Genomic DNA, 18,936 nt, shown 5'->3' with positions numbered 1-18,936 from the left:
TCGAGCGTACCGGGCCCCACTGACAACAGGACGATCTTTATCGCGCTCCCTCTCTTCCTCTGTACAGATCAAGATCGCCGACGGTCCGAATCTACTTGACTATTCAGCAAAACATGCGATCCACTGACATAACATGCGTTCGAAGCATCACGCTGCGTAGGCATGCAACGTCATTCTCATCAGAGGGGAAAGTTGAACACCCGCCTTGCAAGCAATACCAGCGACTAAGGGATTGGGTCCCAGCTTCGTGGAACCTTGGCCGGTGGATTGATCGGGGCTGTGCGCCAGCGCGAGGCGATGGAGGTGGCCTCAGCCGGGCTCCGGTCGGGTCGGGGATGGCGTCGACATTCTTCGCACTTGACATCAAAGTGGGACATTTTGCCACCCGCGGCAGCAGCAGCCGTTGGTGGCGAGACATGTCAACCGCATGCCGTCGGCGTCGGTGAAGCGCAACTGGGCGCCGGGGTGCGGGCGTTCCTTGCGCACGATCAGCCGCAGTCCGTTCGGCAAGCCCGTCAGGCAGTCGTGGGCGAGTTCGGCGACCCAGGCGCCGTCGCGGATGTCGCCGTCGGGCTCGGCGGCCAGCGTCCAGGCCGAGGCCGGGACCTTTAAGACGGCCTGGTGGCTGGCGTCGGCGATGGTCATCCCGTCGAGTACGACAGTCACCGCCCGCGCCGGGTGAGCCAGGCGACGAACTCGTGGGTGCCGCCGCCGGAGTCGGTGCGGATCAGCGTCTGGCGCCCGCCGAAGCCGTTTCGGCAGCTGGGCCAGGGCCAGTTTCGTGGAGTCGATGTGGTCGGCGGGTCTTGGAGCCCGCGCTGCCGGGCCGCAGCAGACCCACGGCCGGCTCGCCGGACCGGCCCCGGCCGTGGTCGACGAACCCCATCAGCGGGTGGTGCCCGAACGTCTTTTTCCAGGTCGCGGCGGCATCCTGCTTCTCGGAGTGCGCGATGACGAGGACGCCGTCGATGTCCACGATCACCTGCCCGTCGGCGTCCGGCGCCGCCTGGCCGGCCGACTTCCACACGTGTTCGCGTACTTCGGCGCGGGCCGCGCGCAGTGCGGTCAGGGCCCGCTTCCCGCCCCGGGCGAGCGTGCCGTCGAGTCGGGAGATGGTCGGGTCGGAGGCCACCGGCCCGAACGCAGCGGGCTCCGCCCGAAGCATGCTGGCGTCGGCCAGGCAATCCCCGCCCAGCGCGACCGCGAGGGCGACGTCCAGGAGAACTTGTGCGTGTCGACGCCGATCACGACATGCCCGGACCTGGGCTGCCCGCTGTTGTTCACTGTGCCTCCTCCGACCGCTAGCGTGGGGTGCACGCTGTCGCCGGCCGGACGGACAGGACTGTCACGGGGACGCTTTGACGAGTTGGAGCCAGGCTCCTGACTTGTTGAATCGACCCCAGATGCTCGGTCTGCAGCGCTTGTTGCGTGCCCGGCCGGACGGTCGACAGATCAACGCCAGGACACCCACAGGGTCAGTCATAAGCAAGAGTCAGAACGACACGGCCGGGACCACCCGATCCTTGCGGGATCCGGTACGACGAGACTGACAGTCGTAGCTGTCGCCGACCGAGCCCATGGATGCCTCAACGCCCGTCCGCAGTAGTCGAGTTGTCAGCTACACGGATGTGTACTGCCCTGGCAGCCGTGACCCGCATGGTGGATCAGCCGGCCCGGCTCGACTTCCCGGCTCGCGAGCGCGTACTCCAGCGTGGACAGGACCAGGTCGGTGTCCGCGCGGGCGGAGGTCTCCCAGGCCACCACCCGGCGCGAGAACGCGGTCCGGATCGCCGAGAGCCACAACGGCCCCTCACCGAGAGCTCGCGGTCCACCAGGGCGCGGCCGGCTGTGCTGGCGCGGCCGGCTGTGCTGGCGCGGCCGGCTGTGCTGGCGCAGACGGCGAAGACGCCGATCTGGCAGTGCGGCTGGCGGTGCCGGAGTACTGCCCTTGGACGCCGGCGGAGGTGGTGCCCTTCTTCAGGACCCGGTGTCGTCGATGATCAGTACCTCGTCGGGGCGGCCGAGGTGTTCGGCGACGTAGGCCTGCAGTCCGACGGGGGTGGCGTGGCCAGCGTGTTCGGCAAGTTGCCATAGGTGGTCCAGGTCGCGGTCCCAGGTCTCGGCTGCCTGTTCGGTGATCACGACCCGAGACTTCCCAGGCCCAGGGCAACCTTGCCGTCGTGGGCACTCCTTCGAGGGGCGTACGGAAAGAAGCCGTTTGTGACCGCATCCTGCCCACTACACTCCCACCGCTCGACGTTTCCCCAGGTCAAACCACAAGGTCTTGCTGGAGTACTAGAAGCCATATCTCAACCGATCATGGAACGTGCGGATCGAACAGGTTTCCCGCCGGGGAGATCCTCCCCGCGTACGCGCATGAAGGCAGGGCATCTCGGTAGCTCGGGGATGCGAATCTGACCGAGCAGAACCGGGAGGCCCTGGTGTCGTTGTTGTACGCGTCCGAACCCGTTCAGTTCAACTCAGCTGTTCCATCGTGTGATTGCCTCGCGCATGTATACGGCAACGCGGCCGATCATCCGGACCGGGAACGCCGGTATCCCTCCGACACGACGGGCGCGGAGTGGGCAGCGGTGCGGCCTTTGCTGCCGGTGCCGGCCTGGCGTCAGGGGCCGGGCGGGCAATCCAAGGGCTACTGCCACCGCCAACTGCTGGACGCGATCCGCTACATGGTGGCGGGCGGGATCTCCTGGCGGGCGATGCCCGCGGACTTCCCCGCCTGGGGCCGGGTCTACGCCTTCTTCCGCCCCCGGCGCGAGCACGGGCTGATCAGGGAGTTCCACGACCGGCCGCGCGGACGGGTGCGTGAGCGGGAGGGCCGTGAGGCGGAGCCGACGGCCGGGATCAGCGATGCGCAGTCGGTGAAAGCCGCGGCCTCGGTGCCGTCCGTCTCACGCTGCTACGAATGCGGGAACTACTGACTTCGGCTCGTCAGGGTGATCTTTCGCGAAGTCCCTGATACGGCCAGGGTGGTGGCCCTATTCCGCGGTGTGTGAGGTATGCGGATGGAGGCGGGCTGACCCCTGCAGGGCGTCAGCGCCGTGAGTCGGTACGACTGCAGGCGGCCGAACTGTTCGAGCAGAAGATCAAGCCGCCGGAGGTTGCCCGTCGGCTGAGAGTGAGCCGGAAATCGGCCTATCAGTGGCATCAGATGTGGCGCGACGGCGGCGGCCGGGCCCTGGCGTCCCGTGGTCCGAGCGGTTCTCGGTGCCGTCTCTCCCCGCTCTGCCCGGAGAAACTCGCCGCGTATCTCGAACAAGGGCCGGCCGCGCACGGCTGGGTCGAGGACCAGGTGTGGACCGCTGCGCGGGTGACCACATTGATCGGCAGGAAGTTCCACGTCTCCTACAGCGTCTCGGGTACCACCCGGTTGATGCACCGGCTCGGCTTCAGCCCGCAGGTGCCCGCACGGCGGGTGGCTGAGCGGGACGAGCAGGCCGTCAAGGCATGGAAGGAGGCGACCTGGTCGGAGGTAAAGGAGCCCGGGCGGCCTGCGGGGGCTACATCTGCTTCGATGACGAGGCAGGCTTCACCCGCCGGCCGCCCAGAGGACGCACCTGGGGCCGACGCGGCCGCACCCCGGTAGTGACGGTGAGCGGGCGGCGCTCGGGGCGTCTGTCGGTAGCCGGGCTGATCGCGATGCGTCCCGGCTCACGGACCCGGCTGTGCCACCGCCTGCGTACCCACCCCGCGGGCAAGGCCAAACGCCGCAGCATGGGCGAGCGTGCCTTCATCGCGCTGATCGACGGCACCCATCAGCTTGTCAAGGCACCGATCGTGCTGGTGTGGGACCGGCTCAACACCCGTATCTCCCACGCCATGCGTGAGCTGATCGCCGAGCGCGACTGGCTGACAGTGTTCCTGCTGCCCGCGTACTCGCCTGACCTGAACCCGGTGGAGTGGGTGTGGGCGCACGTCAAGCACAGCCTGGCCAACCTCGCCGTTGTCGCCCTCGACCGGCTCGAGACGCTCGTACGCAAACCGCCTCAAACGCCTCCAGTACCGGCCTGGCACCCTCGACGGCTTCATAGCCGGCACCGGCCTGACCCTCGACACCCCGGCCTCACCCTGACCGACAGGGTTCTCACTGGACCGGCCTGTCCATCGACGTCCAGACGGGAGCCGGATGAGTTGTTGTCAGGCGTCGCGCCACCACGGGGGTCGGATGGTCTCGTTTTCGTCAGCGGCGCAGTTGACGCCGTGGACGACCTCTGAGTCGGTCAGGTCCCAGCCTGTGATGCCATTGCCCTGCCGGGCCAGTTCCACCAGGCGGGCGCGGTGGGTTCCGCTGCCGGTGTTCACATCGCACGTCTCGACACTGGTCCAGGAGCGTCCGTCCAGGGCGGTGCTGAGCGCCACGGCGGGCAGGACGATGCCGCCGAGCAGCAGTCCGGCGATCCACAGGGCGTCGGCGGCACGCTGAGGGGCGGTCTCGGCCGGGTTGCCGGTGCGGCGGCCCGTAGTGTGCTCACGGCGGCCGGTTTTGTAGTCGACCACCACCCCCACCCGCAGTACGTAGGAGGCCAGGCCGGTGGCCAGGCCCCAGCCCAGGCCGTTGAACGCACCGACCACCACCCCCAGGGCGGCCGGAACCACGGCGGCAGTGGCCGCGGTTACGGTCATGGGAGTGTCTCGATGTCTGAGGGCGCCGCCCCTGGCTGCGAAGTGGGCGTAGGTGGCGCGCGAGACGACCACGGCCAGCACTGTGGCCAACAGTGCCTCGTTCAGGAACATGCCGATCGGGACGTCGGCCCAGTTGCCCGGCCCCATGGCGATCAGCGCGTCCCGGGCCGCGTCACCGCCGCCGAGCGTCCAGGCCAGCTTGAGCGCCGGGACCGCGAGCACCACCGCCAGCAGCATCACGTGCCCCGCGCTCTCCCGGTAGTCCCCGGAAGCCCTCTCCTCACTCATGCGACGAGTCTCAGGGACCGCCCGCCACCGGCAAGGTCCGACACACGTACACACCTACGTCACCCTGACGAGCCGAAGTCAGTATCTGGGGGCTGTGGGGGCCTCCGTCATTCACGTGGCGTCGTCGTAGCCGTTCACCTGCTGACGGTCAGCAACCGCTCTATCGACCGCGACCGGCGCGGCCACAGGTTCGATCTCGCCGATACCCTCCGGCGTCAGATCCAGCTCGGAGGCCTCGTCGTCACGCAGCTGCGCGTCCGAATCGTTCCGCCTGCGCCGCATGTCATTGAGCAGGGAGAAGCCGACGGCAAGGAAATAGAGCACGCACAGGGGCCCCGCGAGAAGCAGCATCGAAATCGGCTCGCCGCCAGGCGTGGCGATCGCGGCGAAACACGTGAGACCGACGATCATGGCCCGCCACCAGCTGAGCATCCTCCTGCCACTCAGCACGTTGGTCATGTTCAGCAACACCAGCAAGAGAGGCAGCTCAAACGCCAGGCCGAAGACGATCACCATGCGTGTGATCAAGTCCAGGTAGTCGTCGAGCGGCAGCAGGTTCTGGGCGTTGTCAGGCGTGAAGCTGAGCATGATCTCTGCCGTCTGAGGCAGGATCGAGTACGCGAGATAGCCACCGCCCAGGAAGAGCGGGACACCTGCCCCCACGAACCCGAGTGCGTAGCGCTTCTCGTGCTGATGCAGCCCGGGGGCGATGAAAGCCCACAACTGGTACAGCCAGATCGGGGTGGCGGCCAACACGCCAGCCATCAGGGCGACTTTGAGCGCGATCGTGAACGGCGACAGCAGTCCGTTCGTGGTCATGGATGCACACGGTTTGCCGTTCCGCATGGTCGTGGCACCGTTGACACAACCGACCGACTCGAGAATCGGCCTCATCAGGAACTCGAAGATCTGTTTCTGAAAGAACGCCGCCACGACAGTGACGACGATAATGGCGAGTATCGACTTCAGCAGCCGATCGCGCAGCTCACGCAGGTGCTCACCGAGAGGCATCCGCCCCTCGGCATCCTTCTCCTGCTTGCGGGCAGACTTGAGCAACCCACATCCTCGTCTCGTCCAGAAGGCCTCAGGGGTACGGGATCAGCTCTGAGTCGTGCGTTGCGTCTCTGTGGCGGGACGGGAGCTGGCGACGTCGCCGGGGGCAGCCTGAATAGTGCGAGGGGCGATCGGCTGCTGCGCAGCCTGCTCCTGAGTGGTCTCCGAAGCGGCTGTCGCCTCGTCATCCTTCTTCATCGCCTTCGCCTCGCTCTTCAGGATGCGAGCCGACTTGCCCAGCGAGCGAGCCATGTCAGGAAGCTTCTTGGCACCGAACAGCAGCAGAATGACGGCGATGATCAGAACGATCTCAAGGGGCTTCAGGTTGCCGATCATGTTGGACTCCTTCTGACGGCGTGGTCGGGGGTGGGTTTCCGACCGTCCAGCCGGACATACATCCGAGCAGTGCGATCGTAACCCGCAGCAGTAAACGTCTGGCAATGCCTGCGCATACTCCGCGTTCGGCCCGCGCCTAGCCCCTGGGCCTCGCCCACGAGCCTACCTGCCCATGGTGAGAAATCGGCAAGGGCGAAGTTGCGCAAAACGCACACGCCGGGCAAGACGCGAGGGCCTCGACCGGAAGTCACAGAGCGTCCACAGAGCGGGCCGCGCTCGCCGTCGCCCGCTCCAGATCGTCCGCCGCCCGGCTGATCCTCCGCGCCGACTCCGCGACCTGCGCTCCCAGCCGCCGGGCCTCCAGAAAGACCCGCACGGCCAGCACCCCGAGCACGACCAGCCCGACAAAACCCACAGCCACCGCGAACATCGCCCAGAACATGAGCCGACCCTAGCCCCTGGCCCTATCCCGCCGAATGCAGCCTGAGGGTCCGCACACCGCCACCGGTCAGCAGCTCGACGATGCGCTCACCGGCCGGCTTGCGGACGGCGGTGCCGCACTCGGGGCAGGTGAAGGAGTAGAACGTGGTCTTGCTGGTGGCGCCGATGGCCAGCCGCAGCGCGCCCGCCCCCAGCTCGAAGTTGGCCCGGCAGTCGGGGCAGCCGGCCCTGAACACCACGTCGACCGCCTTCTTCATCCCCGCGAAGGCGACCGCGACGGTCATCTCCCGGATCTCCTGGATCTCCTGCACCCCGGACTTCACACCCGACTTCACACCCGACACAACCGACCCGCCGCTCACAGCCCTCGTATCTCCCTATTCCGGTCGTACGCCGTCGTCGTCACGCCGTCGTCGTCACGTCCCGCCGCCCCCGGTGCCGCCGTCACGCGGTGCCGTGGTGTTGCGGCGCCGCGGTCACGGTCTGGTCGGTTCGGCCTCGTCGTAGGCCGCCAGCGCCTCGCGGGCCGCCCGGCGGGCGCTGTCGGCGAGGTCCTTCGGGGAGACGATCCGGCCGTCGCGCCCCAGCCGCAGCGCCAGGCGCCGCAGCGAGGCGGGGTCGGGGGTGCGCAGACTGATGCGCAGCCCGCCGTCCGGCAGCTCCTCGGCGCTGTCGTGCGGGTAGTACTCGGCGACCCAGCGCCCGCCGGGACCCACCTCGACCACCACCTCGGGATCCTCGGCGGCCGGCTGCACCAGCGCCTCCGACAGGTCCCGCAGCTCGATCTCGGGCGGCGCGGACGGCTCGTCGAGGATCTTGATCTCGGCGACCCGGTCCAGCCGGAACGTACGCCGGGCCTCGGAACGGCGGCACCATGCCTCGACATAGGTGTGACCCACGCTGACCAGGCGGATCGGGTCGATCTCGCGCTCGGTGACCTCGTCCCGGGCGGGCGAGTAGTAGCGGATCCACAGCCGCCGGCGCTCCGAGATCGCCCGGTCGACGTCCGCGAAGACCCCGCCCTCGGCCTCGAACGTGACCGACAGGCGTGAGCTGGCGCCCGCCGCGTCGCCGGCCGCGCCCTCGACCTTGGCGGTGGCCCGCAGCAGGGCCTGCCGGTCGCTCTCCCGCAGCCCGGGCAGGGTGGCCACCGCCCGAGCGGCCACCAGCAGCGCGGTGGCCTCGTCGGCGGCCAGCCTCAGCGGCTCGGCGGCCTCCGCGCCGAGGGCGGCCGGATTGTGCCACCAGATACGTTCGCCGTCGGTGTCGATGTCCAGCAGGTCACCGCCGCGGAAGCTGGTCCCGCACATGGGCAGCACATCGAGGTCCGACACCAGCTCGTCCTCGGTGATCCCGAAGGCACGGGCGACGTCCTCGATCCGGGCGCCGGGCCGCTCCCGCAGATACGTCACCAGGGAGAGCATCCGCCGGGTCTGGTCGATGGCGTTCGCCGGCCTGGCCGGTTTTCCCACCACGTTCTTACGTCCCCCTCAACCCTTGGCCACGGCACGCAGCCGGTCCACCACGTCGGCCCGCAGCTCGGCGGGCTCCAGGACCACCACGTCGGGCCCGAACTCCACCAGCCAGGCATCCAGACCGTGCCCGTACGGAATCTCCAACTCGTCCCAGCCGTCCCCGAGTTCCCGAACGCGGGAGGCCTTCGCGCGCAGCGGGTAGCCGGCGCCGGAGCGCAGCCGGATCAGCGCGGAACGGTCGGCGGTCTCCCCGGCCCAACTCGCGACCGTCTCCCGCACGGTGACGACGTCGGGGACCTCGGCGGTGAACGCGGCACCCCGGCTGCGGACCTTGCCGGTGATCCGGGAGAGCCGGAAGACCCGCTCGGCACCCCGGTCCCGGTCGAAGCCGGCCAGGTACCAGTGACCGCGCCAGCACTCCAGCGCCCACGGCTCCACATGACGGGGCTCGGGGCGCGCGGCGGTCGCCTTGCGGTACTCGAACACAACGGGGCGCCGGTCACGGCAGGCCAGCATCAGCGGCTCGAAGGCGGCCTCGTGCACCGGGATGCGCGGCTCCAGGGCCCCATGGACCTCGTACGGGTCGACATCCTCGGGCAGCCCGGCCGCCCGCAGCTTCTGCAGGGCGCCGCTCGCGGCCCCGGCGAGACGGGCCTGCTGCCAGACCTTCGCGGCGAGCCCGAGGGCAGCGGCCTCCTCGGCGTCGAGGGTGATCGGCGGGAGGCTGTTGCTGTCGCGTCGGGCCAGATAGCCGACCTCGCCGTCGAGGTTCTCCACCGTCTCGATGACCAGGCCGAGTTCACGCAGATCGTCCTTGTCGCGCTCGAACATGCGGTTGAAGGAGTCGTCGGAGCCGGCTTCCAGATAGGCCTCGATGGACTCCCGCAGCTCGCGCTTGCTGAGCGGCCGCCGCGTCCCCAGCAGACACAGCGCCAGGTTCATCAACCGCTCGGCCTTGGCAATGGCCATCGACGCCCTTCCTCCGGGTGTTTCCGCGGCACGACCGTACCGCTACGAAGCGTCGCGGCAAAAGCCGAGGGCCCATGCCCGAAAAGGCATGGACCCCAGACAGTCGGGACCGGTCACGGCGTGATCGCCGCGGAACCGGGATCCGACGGATCAGACCCCGAGGAGGTCGACCACGAAGATCAGCGTCTCACCGGGCTTGATCGCCGGAGTCGGGCTCTGGTTCCCGTAGGCGAGGTGGGCCGGAATGGTCAGCTGGCGACGGCCACCGACCTTCATGCCCTGCACACCCTGGTCCCAGCCCTTGATGACACGACCGCCACCGAGCGGGAAACGGAACGGCGTCCCGCGGTTCCAGCTGGCGTCGAACTCCTCGCCGGTGGAGAAGGACACACCCACGTAGTGCACGGTGACGGTCTGGCCCGCCTGGGCCACCTCGCCGTCGCCCTCCCAGATGTCCTTGATCTCCAGGTCCGCCGGCGGCTCGCCCTCGGGAAAGTCGATCTCGGGCTTCTCGATGCTCACTGCACTGGCTCCTCTGTCGTACGAACGTCATGCGCGATGCCTGATGGGCAACCTGCCCAGTCTTACATCACGGCCAGGATGTCTACGGCGAAGACCAGCGTGGAGTTCTTCGGGATGCCCTGCTGCTCCTTGTCACCGAAGGCCTGGTCGGGCGGCAGGACGAGAAGCACCCGGCTGCCCGCCTTCTTGCCCACGAGACCGTCCTTCAGACCCTTGAGCGTCACCTGGTCCAGTGGGAGCGTCGCCGTCTTGCCCGTCTTGTACGTACTGTCGAAGTTCTTGCCCCCCTCCCACAGGAGGGCGACATAGTTCACGACCACGCTGTCCGTGTCCTTCACGACGGCACCGTCGCTCTCCAGGACGTAGTTCGAGACGAGCTTCGTCGGTGGGTCGGCGTCCTTCGGCATGGTCACCGTCGGCTCCTTGCCGTCGGTGTTCGTGCCGACCTTCGGCAGGTCGATATTGTCCTGGGCGACCTCCGTGCCCTTCGCCGAGGCGGGAATCGTCGTGCCCTTCACGATGTCCACGACGAAGACCAGCGTGGCATTGGCCTTGATGTCGCCCTGCCCCTGCGCCCCGTACCCGAGATCCGGGGGGATCACCAGCTCCACCCGACTGCCGACCTTCTGGCCCTCCAGGCCCTTCTCCCAGCCCTGGATGACACCACCCGCACCCAGCGTGACCGGGAAGGTCTGCTTCTTGTCGTAGCTGTTGTCGAAGGGCTCCGACTCGTCGTACTCCTGGCCGAGGTAGTTCACCTCGGCGACGTCGCCCTTCTTCAGCTTCGCGCCGTCACCCTCGCTGATGACCTCGACCTTCAACTCCTTCGGCGGGTCACCCTCCCCCTTCGCGAGGGTCGGCTTCTCCCCGAACTCGGCGCCCTTGGTGATCGCGGGCACTCCGTTCTTCGTGGAGGTGGAGTCGGAGCCCTTGTCGTCGTCGCTGCCGCAGGCCGCTACGGAGAGCAGCAGCAGCGGCACGACGAGAAGGCCGGCAATTCGGCGCACGTGTTCCTCAGATCTCAGACGGCACTCTGGTCGCCCGCCACTCTAAGGCGTGCGACGGGCCCCGTACGAGGACGTACGGGGCCCGAGGGCCGGTTTCCTCAACCGGAGGTCACATTCCCGCGATCAGCTTCTCCACCCGGTCGTCCACCGAGCGGAACGGGTCCTTGCACAACACCGTCCGCTGCGCCTGGTCGTTGAGCTTGAGATGCACCCAGTCGACCGTGAAATCCCGGCGCTGTTCCTGCGCGCGCCGGATGAAGTCACCGCGCAACCGGGCCCGAGTGGTCTGCGGCGGAACCGACTTGCCCTCGAAGATCTTCAAGTCATTGCAGATGCGGGTGGCTTGACCTTTCCTCTCCAGCAGGTAGTAGAGGCCACGACGGCGGTGGATGTCGTGATACGCGAGGTCTATCTGCGCGACCCGCGGATGCGACATGGTCATGTTGTGCTTGGCCCGGTACCGCTCGATGAGCTTGTACTTCATCACCCAGTCGATTTCGGTACCGATCCGGTCGAGGTCCTCCGCCTCGATCGCGTCCAGCGTGCGGCCCCACAGCTCCAGCACCTGCTCGACGGTGCCCGTACGGATACCGCGGCGCTCCACGAAGTCCACGGCCTTCTCGTAGTACTCGCGCTGCACCTCCAGCGCGGAGGCCTCGCGGCCACTGGCCAGCCGCACCTTGCGACGGCCGGTGATGTCATGGCTGACCTCGCGGATCGCCCGGATCGGGTTCTCCAGGGTGAGGTCGCGCATGACGGTGCCCGCCTCGATCATGCGCAGCACCAGGTCGGTGGCCCCGACCTTGAGCAGCATGGTCGTCTCGGACATGTTCGAGTCACCCACGATGACGTGGAGACGGCGGTACCGCTCGGCGTCCGCGTGCGGTTCGTCACGGGTGTTGATGATGGGCCGGGAGCGGGTGGTCGCCGAGCTGACGCCCTCCCAGATGTGCTCCGCGCGCTGGCTCACGCAGTACACCGCACCACGCGGGGTCTGCAGAACCTTGCCCGCGCCGCAGAGCAGCTGCCGGGTGACGAGGAACGGAATCAGGATGTCCGCGAGACGGGAGAACTCCCCGTGCCGCGCCACCAGATAGTTCTCATGGCAACCGTATGAGTTGCCGGCGGAGTCCGTGTTGTTCTTGAAGAGGTAGACGTCGCCCGCGATTCCCTCCTCGTGCAGGCGACGTTCGGCGTCGACCAGCAGTCCTTCGAGAATGCGCTCGCCGGCCTTGTCGTGAGTGACGAGTTCGGTCACGTTGTCACATTCGGGTGTCGCGTATTCCGGATGTGAGCCCACGTCGAGATAGAGGCGGGCCCCGTTCCGCAGAAACACATTGCTGCTGCGGCCCCATGACACGACACGGCGGAAGAGGTACCGCGCCACCTCGTCAGGAGACAGACGGCGCTGTCCCCTGAACGTGCACGTGACGCCGTACTCGTTCTCCAGCCCGAAAATGCGGCGGTCCATGACTGAACATTACGCCCGATCCACCGAGCTGAAACGGGGTTCGGCAGCACGGTTTGGATCATTTTCCCGTGAGACCGCAACCACCGCACCCCCGGAAGGAACAGCGAGAACCCGCCCCGTGGCCAGCAGAACCAGCAACGCCACGGCCCCCGCCGCACCCGGCACGACGAAACCCCACAGCGTCCCGCCCCACTCGACGACCGGCCCGGCGACGGCCGTTCCGACCGACTGGCCCACCGTGAACGTCGTCACGATCCAGGAGAACGCCTCGGTGACCGTGCCCCGCGGCGCGTGCCGATCGACCAGGACGAACACACATGCGATCGCCGGCGCGAGGAACACCCCGGCGAGGGTCGTCAGACCCGTCATCCCCACCGGACCCGGCATCAGCGTCAGCGGCACGTAACACACCGCCAGAAGCGCCACCAGCACCTGCAGCCGCCGCTCGGGCGCCCCGGTCCACTGCCGCGCGCCGTACGCCGAGCCGCCCACCAGCGCACCCAGGCCGACACCCGCCATCAGCCAGCCGTACACCGCGTCCCCGCCGCGGCCGTCCGCGTACGACAGGGCGGCGACGGTGATCGAGCCGAGCGCGACACCGACGAAGAGGAAGGCGGCGAGGAGGGACAGCAGCCCGGGCGAACGCAACGCGCCCAGCCAGTGCGCCTCACGCGGGGCGGACCGCCAGGCCCTCGAAGGCGGCGAGGCGACCACCCACAGCACCCCCAGCACCCCGATGACACTCAGCACCACCAGCGCGGCCGACGCCGACCACAGCGCCACGCACAGCGTCACCAGCAGCGGCCCGGCGGTGAACATGAGCTCCTGGGCCACGGCGTCCATCGCGTACGCCGTGTGCACCTGCTCCTCCCTGCGCAGCACCGAGGACCACAGGGCCCGCAGCCCGCCCTCCAGCGGCGGCGTGCACAGCCCCGCGACCGCCATCGCGAGATACGCCGGCCCCAGCGGATCCAACCCGGACAGCGCGAAGACGACCATGGCGAGGGCGGAGACGACCGCCGCGGGGAACTGCACCCGCGGCTGCCCGTACAGGTCCACCAACCGCCCCAGCAGCGGCTGCCCGACGGCGTTGGCCAGGCCGTACACCGCCGCGAGCACGCCCGCGAGGCTGTAGGTGCCGCCCTCCGCGCGGACGAAGAGCACGATCGCGACGGCGGCGGTGGCGTTCGGCAGCCGGCCCACCAGCGTTCCGGCGAGCAGTCGCGCGGCGTGCCGCGTCCTGAGGATCTCGAGATATCCGGCGGCCATGTCCTGCCTCTCGACGGGCTCTCGCGAGCGACGTGTTACGTATAACGTCTCCGGGTCATACGTACCATGTGCCCTGACCGCGAGTCCAGACGAGGGAGCAGGCCGACGGTGGCACGAGGTAGTACCCGGCCCACGAGCCGTGACGTCGCCCAGGCCGCCGGCGTCTCCCAGGCCGCCGTCTCCCTCGTCCTCGGCGACAAATGGCGCGGCCGCGTCGCCGAGACCACCGCGGAACGCGTGCGCCAGGCCGCACGCGAACTCGGCTACCGACCCAACCTCGCCGCCCGCAACCTCCGCCTCGGCCGCACCCGCACCGTCCTGCTGGTGGTCCCCGCCCTCACCACCGAGTTCTTCGCCGGCGTCTACACGGGAGCCGCACGCGTCGCCGCACGCCAGGGCTTCGGCGTGGTCCTCTACCCCTCCCCCGAGGGCGTCGGCCCCGCCCGCGACCCCTTCGCCTCCGCCCAGGCCGCCCTCGACGGCGTGATCGCCTCCTCCATGGCCGCGGACGCGCTCACCGCCATCCGCGGCGACCAACTGCCCCTCGTCATGCTCGACAGCGACCCCGACGGCAGCCTCGGAGCCGCGACCGTCAACCTCGACATCCGCGACGGCATCCGCCAGGTCACCGAACACCTGCTCGCCCTGGGACACCGCGACTTCCTGCACCTCGCCGCGGACATCCCCTCCTGGACCTTCCACGTCCGCGCACGGGAACTCGCGGCACACGTGGCCTCGGTGCCAGGCGCGTCGCTGCGGACGGCCGCGGCGCCGATCTCCATCGAAGGAGCACGGGCCGCGGCGGAGGCGGCCCTGACCGGCACCAGCACCGGCACCGGCAGACGCCCCACGGCCGTGGTGTGCGACGACGACAAGCTGGCCGCCGGGGTCTACAAGGCCGTACGGCGCCTCGGGCTGCGGATCCCCGAGGACGTGTCCGTCACCGGGCTCGACGACCTCGCCCTCGCCACCGCCCTCGACCCCGAGCTGACCACCGTACGGCTGGACGCGGAGCTGTTCGGGGAGCGCGGGATGGAGGCCCTGCTGGCCGTCCTGGAGGGCCGCACACCGACGGAGGGGGACATCCCGGTGGAGCTGGTGGTGCGGCGGTCCACGGCACGGGCAGGAGGCTGAGCCCGCCCCTCAGGGCGCGCTGCCACCGGCACCGAACGCCGCGCGCCCCGGCCTGTGCCGGCCGGGGCGCACTACGGGCGGGTCCTGCGGACGCCGGTGCTACTCGTCCTCTTCCTCGGAGCTCTCGGCCTCCGTGGAGGCACCGTCCGCCTCCAGCAGACGGTCGAGCTGACGGCCCACGATGCGCTTGAACTTGCGCTGCTGCGGACGCGTGCGGTCCAGAACCGCCACCTCCAGTCGCTCCGCGGGGATCTCCCGCTGCGTGCCGTTGGTGTCGCGTGACAGGGCCTGGACGGCGAGCTTCAACGCCTCCGCCAGGGACATGCCGTCCTGGTGCCGCTGGTCCAGATAGCTGCTGATCTGCTCGGCGTTGCCACCGACCGCGACCGAACCGTGCTCGTCCACGATCGACCCGTCATGCGGCAGCCGATAGATCTGATCACCGTCCGGGGTCTCCCCCACCTCCGCCACGACCAGCTCCACCTCGTACGGCTTCTCGGCCGCGGAGGAGAAGATCGTGCCCAGGGTCTGGGCGTAGACGTTGGCGAGACCTCGGGCGGTCACGTCGTCACGGTCGTAGGTGTAACCACGCAGGTCGGCGTAGCGCACACCACCGATCCGCAGGTTCTCGTACTCGTTGTACTTGCCGGCGGCCGCGAAGCCGATCCGGTCGTAGATCTCGCTGAACTTGTGCAGCGCGCGGGACGGGTTCTCGCCGACGAACACGATGCCGTCGGCGTACTGCAGCACGACCAGGCTGCGGCCACGGGCGATGCCCTTACGGGCGTACTCCGCCCGGTCGGCCATCGCCTGCTGGGGTGAGACATAGAACGGCGTCGACACCGGTTATCCGTCCCTTTCTGTCGAAGTCACTGGATCACCTTGATAAAGAGGGGCCGTCGAGGCCGGACCGGCTAGAGCAGCGCGGCCCGGGGGCCGTCCGGCTGCTCCAGACGCCGCTCCAGGATCGAGCGGGCGATCTCGGAGGACTCCTCGTCGGTGAGCCGACGGAAGCCGTCCTCGGTGATCACGGTGACGATGGGGTAGATCCGGCGGGCGACATCGGGACCACCGGTCGCCGAGTCGTCGTCTGCCGCGTCGTAGAGGGCCTGGATGACGAGGGTCGTCGCCTCGTCCTCGGAGAGGTCGGCCCGGAACAGCTTCTTCATGGCACCGCGCGCGAAGATCGAGCCCGAGCCGGTGGCCGCGTACCCGCTCTCCTCGGAACGGCCGCCCGTCACGTCGTACGAGAAGATGCGGCCCTTCTCCCGGTCCACGTCGTAACCCGCGAAGAGCGGGACCACGGCCAAGCCCTGCATGGCCATGCCCAGGTTGGAACGGATCATGGTGGAGAGCCGGTTCGCCTTGCCCTCCAGGGAGAGCTGCGCGCCCTCCACCTTCTCGAAGTGCTCCAGCTCCAGCTGGAACAGCTTCACCATCTCCACGGCCAGACCGGCCGTGCCGGCGATCCCGACGGCCGAATACTCGTCGGCCGGGAACACCTTCTCGATGTCCCGCTGGGCGATCATGTTCCCCATCGTGGCCCGGCGGTCACCGGCGAGCACCACACCACCGGGGAACGTCACGGCCACGATCGTCGTGCCGTGCGGAGCTTCGATGACGCCCTGGGTCGGCGGCAACTGCCGCTTGCCGGGAAGCAGCTCCGGCTGGTGGTCCGACAGGAAGTCCATGAAGGACGACGACCCAGGCGTCAGGAAGGCAGCTGGTAGACGCCCGGTGCTACGAGTGTTGGCTTCCACGCGTTTCCTTCCAGATAGTCGGCAGCTCGGTTCATCGCGTCAGGGTCGTCCCTCAACAGACCGAGGCCAGCATTGCAGTTGAAGCACAGTACGCCTCGGACCCTACCCGTCTTATGGCAGTGATCCACATGCGCGGCCAGGGCCGACAAACAGATACAGCAGACGCCCCCTTGAAAGGCGATCAACTCGTCGCGGTCGGCTTCGGTGAGACCGTACTTACGCCGAAGATGCTCTGCAGGTCGCGCCGCCGCCCTGCACGCCCTACAGCGGCCGGCGAAGCCCCCGCGCTTTCGATGCCACTCACTGTGCGGCTTCACCTGACCACACCCGCGACAGCGCTTGTGCCCCTCAGGCACGCAATCGGCGGGGCCGAGCACCGGAGACTCCACGTCTCTGCTGGAGACGCTGGTCGCGCAGTTCCGGCAATGGCGCTGCAAGCCGTCTAGATTCGACCGCTTGCGAGCGAACGCTGCATACGGCTTGAACTCCCCACACCGTACGCAACGCTTCGCGCCTTCTTCACTTGCCATCCGAGGCCACTCCAGCAACCTTCGATTCGAAGGTTACTCGCCACCCTTCTGAACGAATGACCGAACGAAGTCCTCCGCGTTCTCTTCGAGCACATCATCGATTTCGTCGAGCACAGAGTCGACGTCGTCGCTCAGCTTCTCCTGGCGTTCCTTGAGGTCCTCCGAGGCCTGTGCCTCCGGGGCCGCCTCGGTCTCCTCGGTGGAACGGGTGGCCTTCTGCTGGCCGCCGCCGGTGTCCTTGGTCGCCATAACCCTCACCCCGCTCTGTTGCCCGACATGGTCGGCAGGTCGGCATTCCTGCCGATCGGTGATGATCAGACCCTACAAGCCGGGTCTGACATTGGCCCTGTTGTTTCCACAACGTCCGGGGACCACCTCGATGATTCCCGGACGCCGCTGTTTCCACCCTGCCCCGCTGATCACGATTGAAGCGCGGTTCAGTGACCGGAAAGCACCCTGACCAGGTCTTCTGCCGTGCGGCAGCGGTCCAGCAGCTCCTTGACGTGATTTCGCGTTCCGCGAAGCGGTTCGAGGGTTGGAACGCGCTGGAGCGAGTCCCGGCCCGGGAGGTCGAAGATCACAGAGTCCCAGGAGGCGGCCGCGACGTCGTCCGCGTACTGCTCCAGACAGCGACCGCGGAAGTACGCACGGGTGTCCTCCGGCGGCTTCGTACGGGCCTCGTCGACCCCCTGCTCGGTCAGCAGCCGCTTCATCTTGCCGCGGGCCACCAGACGGTTGTAGAGGCCCTTCTCGGCGCGTACGTCGGCGTACTGGAGGTCGACCAGGTGGAGCCGGGCGGCGTCCCAGTCGAGGCCGTCACGGCGCCGGTAGCCCTCCATCAGCTCCCGCTTGGCGACCCAGTCCAGCTCTCCGGAGAGGCTCATGGGGTCGTTCTCCAAGCGGTTGAGGGTGTCCTCCCACCGGGACAGGACGTCCTTGGTCTGGTCGTCGGCGTCGGCCCCGAAGCGCTCCTCCACGTACTTGCGTGACAGCTCGTAGTACTCCATCTGGAGCTGTACGGCGGTCAGGGTGCGCCCGCTGCGCAGCGTGATGAGGCGTTGCAGGGACGGGTCGTGCGAGACCTGGTGGAGGGTGCGTACGGGCTGGTCGACGGCCAGGTCGACGGCGATGAAGCCGTCCTCGATCATCGAGAGCACCAGGGCCGTCGTGCCCAGCTTCAGATAGGTCGAGATCTCCGAGAGGTTCGCGTCGCCGATGATCACGTGGAGGCGGCGGTACTTCTCCGCGTCGGCGTGGGGTTCGTCGCGGGTGTTGATGATGGGGCGCTTGAGGGTGGTCTCCAGGCCGACTTCCACCTCGAAGTAGTCGGCGCGCTGACTGAGCTGGAAGCCGTGTTCGTGGCCGTCCTGGCCGATGCCCACGCGGCCTGCGCCGGCGAAGACCTGGCGGGAGACGAAGAAGGGGGTCAGGTGGCGCACGATGTCCGAGAAGGCGGTCTCCCGCTTCATCAGGTAGTTCTCGTGCGTGCCGTAGGAGGCGCCCTTGTTGTCGGTGTTGTTCTTGTAGAGGTGGATCGGCTGGGCGCCGGGAAGCTGTGCCGCGCGTTCGGCGGCTTCGGCCATGATGCGCTCGCCGGCCTTGTCCCACAGGACGGCGTCCAGCGGGTTGGTGACCTCGGGGGCGCTGTATTCGGGGTGGGCGTGGTCGACGTAGAGCCGCGCGCCGTTGGTGAGGATGACATTGGCGAGGCCGATGTCCTCGTCGGTGAGCTGGCTGGAGTCGGCGGCCTCGCGGGCGAGGTCGAAGCCTCGCGCGTCCCGCAGCGGGTTCTCCTCCTCGAAGTCCCAGCGGGCCCGGCGGGCCCGGTGCATCGCCGCTGCGTAGGCGTTGACGATCTGGGACGAGGTGAGCATGGCATTGGCATTGGGGTGACCGGGGACGGAGATCCCGTACTCCGTCTCGATGCCCATTACTCGCCGTACGGTCATGCGGCCCTCCTTGCCCGGCGGCGCCCTCGGTCGGGGGCGCTGCTCAAGTACCGCTGGCGCTCCGGTGCGTGTGCGGTGCCCGTCCCCGCAC

At 68.4% G+C, this 18,936-nt stretch carries 20 protein-coding genes and 2 pseudogenes; 4 read left to right on the top strand and 18 right to left on the bottom strand.

The window, feature by feature from the left end; all coding sequences use genetic code 11:
* Window positions 1-402: 402 nt before the first annotated feature.
* Together P8T65_RS38345 and P8T65_RS47485 are read right to left on the bottom strand one after the other, a co-directional pair.
* A pseudogene (locus tag P8T65_RS38345) lies at window positions 403-1,228 on the bottom strand (transposase); the annotation flags it as partial.
* Between the two features lie 749 nt (window positions 1,229-1,977).
* On the bottom strand, window positions 1,978-2,142 hold the full coding sequence (locus P8T65_RS47485; RefSeq protein WP_399101942.1) for a hypothetical protein: 165 nt from the start codon (window positions 2,140-2,142) through the stop codon (window positions 1,978-1,980).
* A gap of 299 nt (window positions 2,143-2,441) precedes the next feature.
* On the opposite strand from P8T65_RS47485, the gene P8T65_RS38335 reads away from it, so the two are divergent.
* The 3 genes and pseudogenes from P8T65_RS38335 to P8T65_RS38325 all read left to right on the top strand — a co-directional run bounded on the left by P8T65_RS38335 (window position 2,442) and on the right by P8T65_RS38325 (window position 4,090).
* Window positions 2,442-2,939, top strand: coding sequence for a transposase (locus tag P8T65_RS38335; protein WP_316729913.1), 498 nt, complete (start codon window positions 2,442-2,444; stop codon window positions 2,937-2,939).
* 95 nt (window positions 2,940-3,034) lie between these two features.
* The gene (locus P8T65_RS38330) at window positions 3,035-3,604 is read left to right on the top strand and encodes a winged helix-turn-helix domain-containing protein (protein ID WP_316731858.1); all 570 of its coding nucleotides are present in this window, start codon (window positions 3,035-3,037) and stop codon (window positions 3,602-3,604) included.
* Window positions 3,523-4,090: pseudogene (locus P8T65_RS38325) on the top strand (transposase). The gene P8T65_RS38330 and the pseudogene P8T65_RS38325 overlap by 82 nt, the downstream one beginning before the upstream one ends.
* Before the next feature lie 65 nt (window positions 4,091-4,155).
* On the opposite strand, the gene P8T65_RS38320 reads toward P8T65_RS38325, so the two are convergent.
* The 11 genes from P8T65_RS38320 to P8T65_RS38270 form a co-directional block, all read right to left on the bottom strand.
* On the bottom strand, window positions 4,156-4,929 hold the full coding sequence (locus P8T65_RS38320; protein ID WP_316729912.1) for a hypothetical protein: 774 nt from the start codon (window positions 4,927-4,929) through the stop codon (window positions 4,156-4,158).
* 111 nt (window positions 4,930-5,040) lie between these two features.
* On the bottom strand, window positions 5,041-5,985 hold the full coding sequence (gene tatC, locus P8T65_RS38315; RefSeq protein WP_316729910.1) for a twin-arginine translocase subunit TatC: 945 nt from the start codon (window positions 5,983-5,985) through the stop codon (window positions 5,041-5,043).
* Window positions 5,986-6,027: 42 nt separating this feature from the next.
* Window positions 6,028-6,318, bottom strand: a complete 291-nt coding sequence (gene tatA, locus P8T65_RS38310; protein ID WP_316729909.1) for a Sec-independent protein translocase subunit TatA — start codon at window positions 6,316-6,318, stop codon at window positions 6,028-6,030.
* Between the two features lie 247 nt (window positions 6,319-6,565).
* Entirely contained in the window at window positions 6,566-6,760 is a 195-nt protein-coding gene (locus P8T65_RS38305) for a hypothetical protein (protein WP_316729908.1), read from the bottom strand.
* Window positions 6,761-6,782: 22 nt separating this feature from the next.
* A complete protein-coding gene (locus P8T65_RS38300) occupies window positions 6,783-7,043 on the bottom strand; it encodes a hypothetical protein (RefSeq protein WP_316731857.1) in 261 nt (86 codons plus the stop codon).
* Between the two features lie 192 nt (window positions 7,044-7,235).
* Window positions 7,236-8,234: a WYL domain-containing protein gene (locus tag P8T65_RS38295; RefSeq protein ID WP_316729907.1), complete on the bottom strand. Its 999-nt coding sequence runs from the start codon at window positions 8,232-8,234 to the stop codon at window positions 7,236-7,238.
* A gap of 15 nt (window positions 8,235-8,249) precedes the next feature.
* Complete coding sequence (locus P8T65_RS38290; protein ID WP_316729905.1) at window positions 8,250-9,203, bottom strand: WYL domain-containing protein; 954 nt, start codon at window positions 9,201-9,203, stop codon at window positions 8,250-8,252.
* 150 nt (window positions 9,204-9,353) lie between these two features.
* Window positions 9,354-9,725, bottom strand: coding sequence for an FKBP-type peptidyl-prolyl cis-trans isomerase (locus P8T65_RS38285; RefSeq protein WP_230218976.1), 372 nt, complete (start codon window positions 9,723-9,725; stop codon window positions 9,354-9,356).
* A 62-nt stretch (window positions 9,726-9,787) separates the two neighbouring features.
* Window positions 9,788-10,732, bottom strand: a complete 945-nt coding sequence (locus P8T65_RS38280; RefSeq protein ID WP_316729902.1) for an FKBP-type peptidyl-prolyl cis-trans isomerase — start codon at window positions 10,730-10,732, stop codon at window positions 9,788-9,790.
* A 109-nt stretch (window positions 10,733-10,841) separates the two neighbouring features.
* The gene (pafA, locus tag P8T65_RS38275; protein WP_013004876.1) at window positions 10,842-12,203 is read right to left on the bottom strand and encodes a Pup--protein ligase; all 1,362 of its coding nucleotides are present in this window, start codon (window positions 12,201-12,203) and stop codon (window positions 10,842-10,844) included.
* A gap of 9 nt (window positions 12,204-12,212) precedes the next feature.
* Window positions 12,213-13,472, bottom strand: coding sequence for an MFS transporter (locus tag P8T65_RS38270; RefSeq protein WP_316729899.1), 1,260 nt, complete (start codon window positions 13,470-13,472; stop codon window positions 12,213-12,215).
* 66 nt (window positions 13,473-13,538) lie between these two features.
* Between P8T65_RS38270 and P8T65_RS38265 the strand changes: the two genes are divergently transcribed.
* Complete coding sequence (locus P8T65_RS38265; protein WP_316729897.1) at window positions 13,539-14,606, top strand: LacI family DNA-binding transcriptional regulator; 1,068 nt, start codon at window positions 13,539-13,541, stop codon at window positions 14,604-14,606.
* A 99-nt stretch (window positions 14,607-14,705) separates the two neighbouring features.
* Here the strand turns inward: P8T65_RS38265 and prcA are convergent, their stop codons facing one another.
* The 5 genes from prcA to dop all read right to left on the bottom strand — a co-directional run bounded on the left by prcA (window position 14,706) and on the right by dop (window position 18,845).
* Window positions 14,706-15,449 carry a proteasome subunit alpha gene (gene prcA, locus P8T65_RS38260; RefSeq protein ID WP_316729895.1) on the bottom strand — a complete coding sequence of 248 codons (744 nt, stop codon included), beginning with the start codon at window positions 15,447-15,449 and terminating at the stop codon, window positions 14,706-14,708.
* 71 nt (window positions 15,450-15,520) lie between these two features.
* Complete coding sequence (gene prcB / locus P8T65_RS38255) at window positions 15,521-16,366, bottom strand: proteasome subunit beta (protein WP_045557093.1); 846 nt, start codon at window positions 16,364-16,366, stop codon at window positions 15,521-15,523.
* The gene (locus P8T65_RS38250; RefSeq protein WP_316729894.1) at window positions 16,318-16,896 is read right to left on the bottom strand and encodes an endonuclease VII domain-containing protein; all 579 of its coding nucleotides are present in this window, start codon (window positions 16,894-16,896) and stop codon (window positions 16,318-16,320) included. The genes prcB and P8T65_RS38250 overlap by 49 nt, the downstream gene beginning before the upstream one ends.
* 33 nt (window positions 16,897-16,929) lie before the next feature.
* A complete protein-coding gene (locus P8T65_RS38245) occupies window positions 16,930-17,145 on the bottom strand; it encodes a ubiquitin-like protein Pup (protein ID WP_005485230.1) in 216 nt (71 codons plus the stop codon).
* Window positions 17,146-17,333: 188 nt separating this feature from the next.
* Window positions 17,334-18,845, bottom strand: coding sequence for a depupylase/deamidase Dop (gene dop / locus P8T65_RS38240; protein ID WP_399101929.1), 1,512 nt, complete (start codon window positions 18,843-18,845; stop codon window positions 17,334-17,336).
* Window positions 18,846-18,936: the final 91 nt, after the last annotated feature.

Source organism: Streptomyces sp. 11x1, from assembly GCF_032598905.1.
GTDB lineage: Bacteria > Actinomycetota > Actinomycetes > Streptomycetales > Streptomycetaceae > Streptomyces.
The sequence above is the reverse complement of the archived record's forward strand: the minus strand, read 5'-3'. Positions and strand labels throughout refer to the sequence as shown.

What these genes read in the sequence shown, in the direction of transcription:
- P8T65_RS38320 (WP_316729912.1), bottom strand. Translation starts at nt 4,929, where the DNA reads ATGAGTGAGGAGAGGGCTTCCGGGGACTACCGGGAGAGCGCGGGGCAC.
- tatA (WP_316729909.1), bottom strand. Translation starts at nt 6,318, where the DNA reads ATGATCGGCAACCTGAAGCCCCTTGAGATCGTTCTGATCATCGCCGTC.
- P8T65_RS38305 (WP_316729908.1), bottom strand. Translation starts at nt 6,760, where the DNA reads ATGTTCTGGGCGATGTTCGCGGTGGCTGTGGGTTTTGTCGGGCTGGTC.
- P8T65_RS38300 (WP_316731857.1), bottom strand. Translation starts at nt 7,043, where the DNA reads ATGACCGTCGCGGTCGCCTTCGCGGGGATGAAGAAGGCGGTCGACGTG.
- P8T65_RS38290 (WP_316729905.1), bottom strand. Translation starts at nt 9,203, where the DNA reads ATGGCCATTGCCAAGGCCGAGCGGTTGATGAACCTGGCGCTGTGTCTG.
- pafA (WP_013004876.1), bottom strand. Translation starts at nt 12,203, where the DNA reads ATGGACCGCCGCATTTTCGGGCTGGAGAACGAGTACGGCGTCACGTGC.
- P8T65_RS38270 (WP_316729899.1), bottom strand. Translation starts at nt 13,472, where the DNA reads ATGGCCGCCGGATATCTCGAGATCCTCAGGACGCGGCACGCCGCGCGA.
- P8T65_RS38265 (WP_316729897.1), top strand. Translation starts at nt 13,539, where the DNA reads ATGTGCCCTGACCGCGAGTCCAGACGAGGGAGCAGGCCGACGGTGGCA.
- P8T65_RS38250 (WP_316729894.1), bottom strand. Translation starts at nt 16,896, where the DNA reads ATGGCAAGTGAAGAAGGCGCGAAGCGTTGCGTACGGTGTGGGGAGTTC.
- P8T65_RS38245 (WP_005485230.1), bottom strand. Translation starts at nt 17,145, where the DNA reads ATGGCGACCAAGGACACCGGCGGCGGCCAGCAGAAGGCCACCCGTTCC.
- dop (WP_399101929.1), bottom strand. Translation starts at nt 18,845, where the DNA reads ATGACCGTACGGCGAGTAATGGGCATCGAGACGGAGTACGGGATCTCC.